Origin of the sequence: Weissella minor (assembly GCF_001437425.1) — a bacterium.
Taxonomy (GTDB): Bacteria; Bacillota; Bacilli; order Lactobacillales; family Lactobacillaceae; genus Weissella; species Weissella minor.
Genome location: NZ_JQCD01000018.1, coordinates 113,667 through 124,053, shown reverse-complemented (window position 1 = coordinate 124,053; position 10,387 = coordinate 113,667). Strand labels below are relative to the sequence as shown.

Genomic DNA, 10,387 nt, shown 5'->3' with positions numbered 1-10,387 from the left:
CCCGCTTTATCCATTCGCTCCTCATTTTCACCTAAAATTTCCCCAGCCATAATCGCCCGTTTGGCTTGCTCGCGTGATGTAAATAATCCTTGTTGAACGGCTAACACGTCCACTCGTTCTTTTTCTACTGCCATTTCTTCTCCAATGTTGTTGCATAGTAACCTAAAAATGAGGCTAGCAAACTTGTGTCAACTTGACAATGCTGTTGTATTTCATCCAATGCAGTTTGTGCTGCATCAACCTGTTCTTGTAACGCCTTTACGGCACCAGGAACTGTTAAGATTGTGGGATATGCTTGTTTATCTTCAGAACCATCTTGTTCCAAATCATCTAAGTCATCTTTAATTTGAAAAGCTAAGCCATAAGCCGCCCCAAAGCGATCCAATGCCGCCAATGTTTGGGCGTCAGCATCAGCAATAACACCACCAGCCTTTACGGCATAACGGATAATTGCCCCTGTTTTTAACGCATGCACTTGGGTTGCATCGGCTAGAGAGACTGTTTGATTGCCGGTATATTGCATATCCAAAATTTGACCGCCAACCATCCCATTCGGTCCAGCCGCATGACCCAACATCTGAGCCATTTGCACCTTTTGCGCATCCTTGAGATGTTCATCTGTTACTAACCACTGAAAGGCTAAAGGTTGTAAAGCATCCCCCGCCAAAATCGCGACATCTTCACCAAATTTGACATGCGTTGTTGGTTGACCACGACGTAAAACATCATCATCCATTGCCGGTAAATCATCATGAATTAAGCTATAGCTATGAATCAATTCAATTGCACTACTTGCCTTCAAATAATCGGCAGGATTCAAGCCAAATGTTTGCACAACCGCTAAAGTCAATAGTGGTCGCAAGCGTTTTCCACCGGCTAAAACTGCATATGACATCGCAGCTTGCAAAAGTGGCTGTTGTACGTCTAACTTAATTTGCGTTTCCAATTCGCTTTGAACTTTTGAATACCATTGCGCTTGAAATGCTGCTAATGTGTCCATCTATCCTACCCTTCTGGCGTGAAGTCCTCAACATTGCCGCTGTCATCAACAATCTTAGCCAAACTTTGTTCAGCAGAAGTCAGTGTCTTTTGCAATTCTTGACTTAGTTTAACACCCGTTTCAAATTGCTTTAAGGCTGCTTCAAGCGGTACGTCTCCTTTTTCAAGTTGAGATACAATTTGTTCTAACTCTGCTAAATTTTCTTCGAAACTTGGCTTATCAGTCATCTTTTTCTCCTATTGATTTAATTTGTGCCGTCACCTGGCCATCAGCTAAACGAATATCCACGACATCATCTAACTGTAAGTCACTCGTACTGCGAATAATTTGATCATCTTTTTCAACCAAACTATAACCACGCGCCAAAATGGCAAGCGGACTAACTAATTGTAGACTAGCAACGGCTTTACTGGTCGCCTGCTCACTACGCTGCAAGCGCTGTTGCATGGCTGGCACTAAACGCTCAACAATGTTTTTTGTTTCATAATTTTTATTACTGAGTAAATAGGTCATTGATTGACTCAATGACTTTTGCGCCAAATCAACACGCTGCATATATCCTTCATACAACCGTTGTGGTTGGGTTAGCACATAACTATTGGCAACATGCTGATAGCGTTCATTAGCCTGCTTTGTTTGTCTTTGCATCTGGGCAAATAAACGTTGCTCCATTTGCTGAATTCCTTGCCAAACGTCAGTAAGTTTAAATGGCGTGGCAATTTCAGCAGCAGCAGTTGGCGTAGCCGCACGTTGATCGGCGATATAATCAGCAATCGTCGTATCGGTCTCATGCCCAACTGAGCTAATGATTGGCATTGGCATTTTCAACATCTCACGCGCTAATTGTTCATCATTAAACGCCCATAGGTCTTCAATGGAACCACCACCACGTCCAATAATGAGCACATCAATGTCTGTTTGTTTTGCAACTGCTTGTAATTGTTTGGTCAATGAAGGGACTGCCCCATCTCCTTGAACAACCGCTGGATATAAATCAACTTCGGCAATTGGATAGCGCCGTTGAACGGTCGTCAAAATATCTCGAATAACCGCACCACTTGGGGATGTTATCACTGCAATTTTCTTTGGAAAGCGGGGAATCGGACGTTGCAATTGCCCAAATAAACCTTCTTCATTCAATTTTTTCTTCAATTGTTCAAAAGCTTGATACAATGCCCCAACACCGTCGGGTTCAATTTTTTCAATAATTAAACTATATGACCCATTCGGTCCATACAAATCAATATGACCAATTGCGTTTACTTTCATCCCCGGCTCAAGTTGAAAGGCTAACTTGTCAAAGACGTTTTTAAACATGGTTGCATTAATCACTGCATTTTCATCTTTTAATGAAAAATATTGATGTCCACGTCGAGGTCGAAAATTTGAAATTTCACCAGTAACATAGACCTTCTTTAGATACGGGTCAGCTGTAAATTTACGTTTCAAATAATTGGTTAGCGATGAAACTGTTAAATATTCTGCCATCCTGCCTCCAATTCAACATCATGATGACGGGCCGCTAATTCAACTGTTGTTTCTAATAAGGTTGCAATCGTCATTGGACCAACCCCACCGGGTACAGGTGTAATCTTACTTGCTATTGGTTCAACGGCTTCAAAATCAACATCACCTTCTAAGTGACCATCTTCCATTCGGTTAATCCCGACATCAATCACAACAGCGCCGGGTTTAACATCATTGGCCGTAATGAGTTTAGGGACCCCAGCAGCGACAACAATGACATCTGCTTGTTGCAACATGGTATGTCGGACATCATCTGGCGTATGACGGTGTAACAAGCTGACACTTGCATCCGCAGCTTCCAATAATGAAAACATGGGCTTACCAACCAAAATTGATCGACCAATCACCACGGCTGTCTTACCATATAAATCTACTTGCTCATGTTGCAACATTGTCATAACACCACGAGGTGTATTGGCAATCGGGAAATATTCGTGTCGATTTGCAAATAATTTCCCAACATTTTCAGGGTGAAAACCATCGACATCTTTTTCGGGTGTGATTGCTTCTTGTAAATGTTGTTCGTTAATATGCTCAGGTAACGGGCTTTGCACCAAAATAGCATCAATCGCTGGATCTGCATTCAACGTCGCTACCTTTTGAAGCAATTCCGCTTCTGTAATCGTTGCATCATAACGAATTGTTTGAGCCTGGACACCAGCTTTTTCTGCCGCACGTTCTTTATTACGCACATAAATTTGGCTGGCTGGATCATCACCAACTAAGATGACTGCTAAACCAGGTGTAACACCTTGTTCGCTTAAGTATGTTGCTTGTTCTTTAACCTTTGCACGCAATGTTTTTGCAATCTGTTTACCATCAATAAGTTCTGCCATGTCCTTCACCCCTTTTATTCATTCTATTGCATAATTTTAGCACATTTCACTAAGTTAACGACATAAGTAACTGAATATAAAAAAGCCTGGGGGTTACCCAAGCTCATTATGAATTATAGAAATAATTGTACAAAAATAAAAATAGGCTTCCAACAATGGCGATTACAATCGTATTAACGGCCGCAATCGTTAAGCCTTGTTCAAACACAAATGTCCAATTTGATTTATAAATTAAATAATCACCCAGCGGTGCAATGACGCCCCATGCCAAGAAATTAACTAAGGTCTGCCACATATTAAATTGCAAACACCGCTTCAAGTCAAATGGTCGACGCAATAGCTCCAACCGCCTAGAAACAAGTCCTAACATAAGACCGGCAATTCCTTCTGCTAGAATCCATGTCCACCAAACAATTGAATAATTTAAACTATCATATAAAAAGTGACTTAAAAATCCAGTCCCCATCGTTCCAATTGGTCCTAAGAAAAAAGAAGCCACAGCTAAAACAGCTGGTTCCAACGATAACAATGAATTTGGAACGGAAATTCCGACACTGACATATTGGTAAGCACAAAAACCAATCAATGACCAAATCACTATCCAAAAACCCATTTTAACAAAAGCTTTCATGTCCTATGCTTCTCCATCTGTCTCTTCTGCATCATTATCTGACTCTGCTTCTGCTGCTACTTTTGTTTCATTGATTAACGCTAATTTTTCATCAAAATACTGCGCAATTTTAGTGGCAACAGATTCAAAATCTTCTAAATATGCTGTAACTGTTGCGGCATAGTCAATTCTCAACTTTGAATGTGACACATATGGACTTTCTACAATCATATAAAGATTTACTGGTTTTGCAGGTTCATTCACGACGATTTTGCTAATGCCATTAACATACCGTAGCGGTAAGTTAATTAGATTGGATTCCAAGCGGAGCCGAATCGGTTCATCCCCACTAATCACAATTTCAGCACTCACTAATTGATTTTTCTGCAAAGTTTCCGTGACAAAATTAAACAAGTCATCTAAATTTACGGTACTTTGATCAGCCGCCGTATAGGATTTCGTGATGACTTCCTCTTGCTTTAAGGATTCAATTAATGCATTACCCTCTAATTCCATATTTTTAACCACTCTTCTTTGTATATTTATTAATCAAGTCTATCATACTTGAATTGAATAAAAAAAGTGACGCCTAATAACTTAGACATCACTTAATTTTTTATATTATTCAATATAAAAGCTACGTTTCACGTAGCAAGAGAGAAAGAGAATTGCAGTAAAATACTACTGCAATACCTTAACATATTTTTCACAAGTCAATCAAGAGACACTGTCTAATCAAATTAAATTTCTGAAAATTCAACCTGGTCTGATAACTTGCTTGCAGCAGCTTCGTCAACAATCACTGTGACGTTGGCATGGTTTTGCAAAACTGATGCTGGCATATCTTCAGTCACTGGACCTTCAATCATTGCGGCTACAGCAGCAGCTTTTGCCTCACCATATGCAACTAGCAAAATATTCTTTGACTTCATGATACTAGCAATTCCCATTGAATATGCGTAGCGTGGAACATCGTTTTCATCTTCGAAGAAACGTGCATTTGCATCAATTGTAGATTGCGTCAAAGTAACCTTGTGCGTCGTTTCGTTAAATGATGTACCAGGTTCATTGAACCCGATGTGTCCGTTTTGACCCAAACCAAGCAATTGCAAATCAATTGGATTAGCATCAATAATTTCTTCATAACGCTTCACTTCAGCGTCAGCATCTTCTGCCAAGCCATTTGGCACATAGCTTTGTGCAAATGGCTTAGCATTAAACAAATGCTCATGCATAAAGTAAGCATAACTTTGCACATCATCCCCTGACAAACCAACATATTCATCCAAGTTAATTGATGTTTTTTCACTAAAATCTAAATCAGACGCAACAATTTCTTCATAAATTGTGATTGGCGTTGAACCTGTTGCCAACCCAAATGTTGATGCGCCTTGCTTTAATGCTGCATCAAATTGTGCAAATCCTGCTTTTCCACCCATTGTTTGATCTTGTACTTTAATAATCTTCATGACTGTCGCCCCTTTATCCTCTGTTATGGTATAGACCAATGATAACATGAGTGGTCTATACCACGCAAGTAAAAAAAGCGCTATTTATTAAATAGCGCTTTTCTTCAAAGAATATTTATTCTATTTTTCGTCTTCTTCAAAATAACCACGAGAATGATTTGCAATATCAGCTAACAAATCTTGTTCAAAGACATCTAAGTCCTTTGAAACCGTGTCATTTGAACCAAAGCGACGAATTGTCACAGAGTGACCGTTCACTTCTTCATCACCAACAACCAATGTGTATGGCACCTTAGAAGTTTGGGCATCACGGATTAGGTAACCCATCTTTTCATTACGGTCATCGTAATCCGCACGGATACCTTCCTTAACCAAGCGTTGCTTGATTTCTTCAGCATAAGCACCATGGGCTTCACGATTAACTGGCAAGATACGAACTTGTTGTGGAGCCAACCATGTTGGGAAAGCACCCTTGTACATTTCGATCAAGTGGGCTGTGAAACGTTCCATCGTTGAAATAATTCCACGATGAATCATAACAGGACGGTGTTGTTCACCATCTGCACCGACATAATGCAAGTCGAATTGTTCTGGCAACAAGAAGTCGAGTTGAATTGTAGACAAAGTCTCTTCTCCACCCAAAGCTGTCTTGATTTGTACGTCAAGCTTTGGACCGTAGAAGGCTGCTTCACCTTCGGCTTCAAAGTAATCAAGTTCAAGGTCATCCATGGCACCCTTCAACATCTTTTGAGCCTTTTCCCACATATCATCATCATCAAAATACTTTTCTGTATTTTCAGGGTCACGATATGATAGACGGAAACGGTAATCATGAATATCAAAGTCATCATACACATCAATCATCAAGTTCAAAATCTTCTTGAATTCGTCCTCAATTTGATCAGGCATAACGAATGTGTGGCCATCGTTTAATGTCATTTCACGCACACGTGAAAGTCCAGTCAAAGCACCTGACTTTTCGTAACGGTGCATCATACCAAGCTCAGCCACACGGAATGGCAAATCACGATATGAACGTGGCTTGTGGTTATACACTTGAATATGTGAGGGACAGTTCATTGGACGCAATTCTAGGAATTCGCCATCACCCATATCCATAGGTGGGAACATGTCTTCACGGTAGTGATCCCAGTGACCTGATTGCTTATACAAGTTCAAGTTTGAGATAACTGGTGTGTACACGTGCTTGTAACCGTCTTGAACTTCGCGATCAACGATATAACGTTCAAGTGTACGGCGGATAGCTGCTCCATTTGGCAACCATACTGGCAAACCTGAACCAACTTCTTGTGATGTAAAGAAGAGTTCTTGTGCGGCACCGATACGACGGTGGTCACGTTCCTTGGCTTCTTCACGACGCTTCAATTCAGCTTCAAGGTCGTCATTGTTCCAGAATGCTGTTCCATAAATACGTTGCAACATTGGGTTTGAAGACTTTCCACGCCAGTAAGCACCAGCAACTGAAGTCAACTTAAAGAACTTAATCCAACCAGTAGATGGCACTAGACCACCCTTATCCAATTCAATATGTTCACCTTGCACGGCGATTGAAATCTTTTCATCACTAGGCAAATCGTTAATCAATTCAATCTTATAAGGATCATCCTTGAACATATCCAAAGCTTCATCACGTGTAATTTCGCGTGAAACGATTGGCAAATTCTCTTTAACAATTTCATGCATGACTTTTTCAATTTCAGGGAATTGTTCAACTGCAATTTGTCCATCAGCTTTGTCGGTATCGTAGTAGAAACCATTGTCGATTGCAGGTCCAACACCAAAGTGCATGTCTGGGTACAAACGCTTCAAAGCTTGCGCCATCAAATGTGAAACTGAGTGACGCAAAATCTTTAGGGCTTCAGGTTGGTCTTTGGTAACTAATTCAAAGTCCCCATCTTCCAAAACCTGATCATTCATTCCCACATACTCACCGTTTAATTTAGCCGTAACTGACTTTTTAGCTAATGACTTCGCAATTCCTTCGGCAATTTCCAAAGGTGTTGTTCCAGCTTCGTAGGTCTTTACTGCACCGTCCGGAAAACTTAACTTAACTTCTGCCATTGTACAATCTCCTTTTTAGTTATTTGTTGACGTGATACGAAAAAAGACGTCCTGTTATCATGCATATTGCATCATAACGGGACGTCTTCACGTGGTACCACCCGAGTTCTATTAGGGAAAACCCTAATACTCTCTGTCTCTTAACGCGAGAAACACGTAACTGGTTTGCCAGTTAACTCGGAAGGAGTACCGTCAAGGCAACTTGGTCCATTTTCAGCAGCTAGGACTCTCTTGGCAAGTTACTTCTTTCACGACATATCTTCGTCAACGATTTATCTGGTTCTAATTATACGCACATATTTCTAAAAGAAAAGACCCAATTCACTTTTATTTTAAAATTTTGTCAATAAGTTTTGGGTAAAGGTTTGCAAATGCTCCGCGTCTGCGGCATCCGGATAGAGATTTATTTTAACGCTATCCGCCCCCTTGCTTGCACCTGTTTCTAATAGACGTGTTTCAAAAGTATCGACTGCAGTACAATAATCGTCACCATAAAAATCATCCCCAGAACCCGCAACACCAAAGACGATTCCTGTTAAATCTGTGTCTGCTAAATCTTCATAAAAATCTAATGCTTCATCTGGAATCGACCCTAAATCAAACGTATATGGCACCAAAATCAGCAAATCGACATTATCTTTGGCAATCGTTTTCGCATCAACCAATTCAATTTGCTCTTTCTTGAGATCAATATCTGTTGGTGCAGCATTTAGGTCATCGATAATTAAATTGGCCACGGCTTCATTATTACCTGTGATTGTCGCAAACATAACTCTGACTTTAATCATCTTTCGCCTCACCTTCCTTTAAAATGGGTGCTCGTCATATTCGACCCACGCTTCATGTGAATCTTGAATACGCTTAAACATTTTCTCCATATCATTCATCGTAAATGTCACCACAACTGGACGACCGTGTGGACAGTTAAATGGATTTTTAGTTTCGCGTAATTGATCAATCAGTCCTTGGGCCTCAAAATCATTCAACTTCCAATGTGCTTTAATCGACCGCTTACATGACATCATAATCGCTGTTTTTTCTCTAAATTGCGCCAAAGTTAATTTATCATCGCGCAGCAACCAATCAATCATTTCGCGAACAGTCGCTTCTTCTTGGCCCACCGGGAACCAAGCCGGATGATCATGCATGATAAAGGTATTATCCCCAAACGCTTCTAAGTGTAGCCCTAAATCAGCAAGTTCATCTAATTTAGCGGTTATTTTCAAAGCGTCAGTCGTCGCATATTCCAGCACAATTGGTACTAATAAACGCTGGCTTTCCAAGCCAACTTTTGCAATTTCGTCGCGATAATATTCGTACTTGATGCGCTCTTGAGCAGCGTGCTGATCAATCATATAGAGTCCTTCGGCGCCTTGAGCAAACAAAAATGTCCCATTCATCTGTCCAATATAACTCAAATCAGGGAAACGATTAGCCTCAACGGCCTCTGTTACAGGTGCATCTAAGTTTAACTCAGCCTGCTGCCCAGCATAAACTGGGGCGGTTGGGGCTGAAGCCTCATCAAATGCAGCCACTGGTTCCTGATATCGCTGCGCGAAAGCTTGCACATCAGCCTGATCTAAATCCGCTTCGTGCTCAACTATAATCGGGGCTGTATCCCCACTACCCATGTGCAACGCTGGCACTGGTTCTTCTATAGACGCTTCAACTGATGCAGAATGTTCTGATTCTGTTTCCAAAGCTGGTGCGCTTGGCACTGTGTCCGTGTCCGGCTCGCTCACATGTTCAACCACGGTATTGCGATATGGGGCAGAAGTATCATTTAGCTCTGCCACAAAATCACGAGCTGGTGTCTCTGGGACTGGTTGTTCTTGACCAAGATAATTCTGATATGCATTTGGAATCAAATTTTCTTTCGAAATCCGATCATAAATCGTCTTTTCAATAAGGTCAACTAACTCTGCTTCTTTCGACAGACGCACCTCATGTTTTTGGGGATGCACATTGACATCAATTAAGAGCGGATCCATTTCAATTTCCAGCACACTAATCGGAAAGCGCCCCACCATCAACTTTGAACCATAACCTTTTACGACTGCGTTTGATAGTTGATAATTTTTAATGTACCGCCCATTAATCATAATTGAAATATATGAACGATTTGCTCGCGTTAATTCGGGCAATGACGTTAAGCCATTCAACTTAAAATCACTATCTTCCGCATTAAAAGTTAACATTTTTCGGGCTTGCTGCACACCATAAACTGCCGCAACAACTTGTTGCAATTGGCCATTCCCGGCCGTTTTCAAAATTTCTTTTTGATGATGAACGAGACGAAAACCAACATTTGGATGGCTTAATGCTAAACGGTTCATCACATCGACAATTTTAGACAGTTCGGTTGCCTGTGACTTCAAATATTTTAAACGTGCAGGTGTATTGTAAAACAAATCTTCTACGGTAATGTCTGTCCCCACCCGGGCTGTCGCACCGCGTTCCTCTAAGACCTCACCACCTTTGATATGCACATGCCGTCCTTCGTGTGCACCACTCTGCGCAGTTTGTAAAACAACATCACTAACAGAAGCGATTGAAGGCAAGGCTTCACCACGAAAACCTAATGATTGAATACGAAACAAATCATGCCGTGATGTAATTTTAGATGTGGCATGTCGTTCAAAAGCCTTCAAAACTTCGGCACTTGGAATACCAACGCCATCGTCAATCACACGAATTGATTTAATACCAGCTTCTTCCACCAACACATCAATATGTTGGGCTTGGGCATCGATGGCATTTTCAACCAGTTCTTTCACAACTGAGGCTGGTCGCTCAATCACTTCACCAGCCGCAATTTGATTTGATAAATTCTCTGACAATGTTTGAATCTGGGTCATTTAGC

The 10,387-nt window shown here is 41.0% G+C and carries 10 protein-coding genes and 1 pseudogene; all 11 read right to left on the bottom strand.

The features are described from left to right. Positions 1 to 134, bottom strand: a pseudogene (locus tag IV67_RS09460) (TlyA family rRNA (cytidine-2'-O)-methyltransferase); the annotation flags it as partial. Beyond that, entirely contained in the window at positions 125 to 1,000 is an 876-nt protein-coding gene (locus tag IV67_RS02320; protein WP_057786735.1) for a polyprenyl synthetase family protein, read from the bottom strand. The gene IV67_RS02320 and the pseudogene IV67_RS09460, both read right to left, overlap by 10 nt. 5 nt (positions 1,001 to 1,005) lie before the next feature. Continuing rightward, positions 1,006 to 1,227, bottom strand: a complete 222-nt coding sequence (locus tag IV67_RS02315) for an exodeoxyribonuclease VII small subunit (protein WP_057786733.1) — start codon at positions 1,225 to 1,227, stop codon at positions 1,006 to 1,008. Continuing rightward, complete coding sequence (xseA, locus tag IV67_RS02310; protein ID WP_057786731.1) at positions 1,220 to 2,488, bottom strand: exodeoxyribonuclease VII large subunit; 1,269 nt, start codon at positions 2,486 to 2,488, stop codon at positions 1,220 to 1,222. Before xseA ends, IV67_RS02315 begins: the two co-directional genes overlap by 8 nt. Then, the gene (locus IV67_RS02305) at positions 2,473 to 3,363 is read right to left on the bottom strand and encodes a bifunctional 5,10-methylenetetrahydrofolate dehydrogenase/5,10-methenyltetrahydrofolate cyclohydrolase (protein ID WP_057786729.1); all 891 of its coding nucleotides are present in this window, start codon (positions 3,361 to 3,363) and stop codon (positions 2,473 to 2,475) included. Before IV67_RS02305 ends, xseA begins: the two co-directional genes overlap by 16 nt. A gap of 106 nt (positions 3,364 to 3,469) precedes the next feature. Further along, the gene (locus tag IV67_RS02300; RefSeq protein ID WP_057786727.1) at positions 3,470 to 3,994 is read right to left on the bottom strand and encodes an ECF-type riboflavin transporter substrate-binding protein; all 525 of its coding nucleotides are present in this window, start codon (positions 3,992 to 3,994) and stop codon (positions 3,470 to 3,472) included. Positions 3,995 to 3,997: 3 nt separating this feature from the next. Next, positions 3,998 to 4,489, bottom strand: a complete 492-nt coding sequence (locus IV67_RS02295) for a hypothetical protein (RefSeq protein WP_057786725.1) — start codon at positions 4,487 to 4,489, stop codon at positions 3,998 to 4,000. 224 nt (positions 4,490 to 4,713) lie between these two features. Then, positions 4,714 to 5,442, bottom strand: a complete 729-nt coding sequence (gene nagB, locus IV67_RS02290) for a glucosamine-6-phosphate deaminase (protein WP_057786723.1) — start codon at positions 5,440 to 5,442, stop codon at positions 4,714 to 4,716. 120 nt (positions 5,443 to 5,562) lie between these two features. Then, a complete protein-coding gene (gene thrS, locus IV67_RS02285) occupies positions 5,563 to 7,524 on the bottom strand; it encodes a threonine--tRNA ligase (RefSeq protein ID WP_057786721.1) in 1,962 nt (653 codons plus the stop codon). A gap of 332 nt (positions 7,525 to 7,856) precedes the next feature. Continuing rightward, positions 7,857 to 8,312, bottom strand: coding sequence for a flavodoxin domain-containing protein (locus IV67_RS02280; protein WP_057786718.1), 456 nt, complete (start codon positions 8,310 to 8,312; stop codon positions 7,857 to 7,859). An 18-nt stretch (positions 8,313 to 8,330) separates the two neighbouring features. Then, a complete protein-coding gene (mutL, locus tag IV67_RS02275; RefSeq protein WP_057786716.1) occupies positions 8,331 to 10,382 on the bottom strand; it encodes a DNA mismatch repair endonuclease MutL in 2,052 nt (683 codons plus the stop codon). Positions 10,383 to 10,387 lie beyond the last annotated feature (5 nt).